This is a genomic window from Lentilactobacillus parakefiri, assembly GCF_002157585.1.
In the GTDB taxonomy this organism is placed as follows: Bacteria; Bacillota; Bacilli; order Lactobacillales; family Lactobacillaceae; genus Lentilactobacillus; species Lentilactobacillus parakefiri.
In genome coordinates this window covers 1-555 of sequence record NZ_BDGB01000144.1, presented here as the reverse complement: position 1 = coordinate 555, position 555 = coordinate 1, and the positions used below count along the sequence as shown (strand labels likewise).

1 rRNA gene is annotated in these 555 nt (G+C 51.7%); it reads right to left on the bottom strand.

Annotated elements, in window-relative coordinates:
* Positions 1-555 (bottom strand): 23S ribosomal RNA (locus LPKJCM_RS11775); the annotation flags it as partial.

Genomic DNA, 555 nt, shown 5'->3' with positions numbered 1-555 from the left:
TCCGAGGCTAGCCCTAAAGCTATTTCGGAGAGAACCAGCTATCTCCAAGTTCGTTTGGAATTTCACCGCTACCCACACCTCATCCCAGCACTTTTCAACGTACACGGGTTCGGGCCTCCAGTGCGTTTTACCGCACCTTCACCCTGGACATGGGTAGATCACCTGGTTTCGGGTCTACAGCAACATACTAAAACGCCCATTTCAGACTCGCTTTCGCTGCGGCTCCGGCTTTTAAACCTTAACCTGGCATGTTACCGTAACTCGCCGGTTCATTCTACAAGAGGCACGCTATCACCCATTAACGGGCTCTAACTGCTTGTAGGCACATGGTTTCAGGAACTATTTCACTCCCCTTCCGGGGTGCTTTTCACCTTTCCCTCACGGTACTGGTTCACTATCGGTCACTAGAGAGTATTTAGCCTTGGGAGATGGTCCTCCCGGATTCCGACGACGTTTCACGTGTGTCGCCGTACTCAGGATCCTGAACTGAGGGTCATTGATTTCACCTACGGGGCTATCACCCGGTTTCGCCAACCTTCCCAGATTGTTCGATTA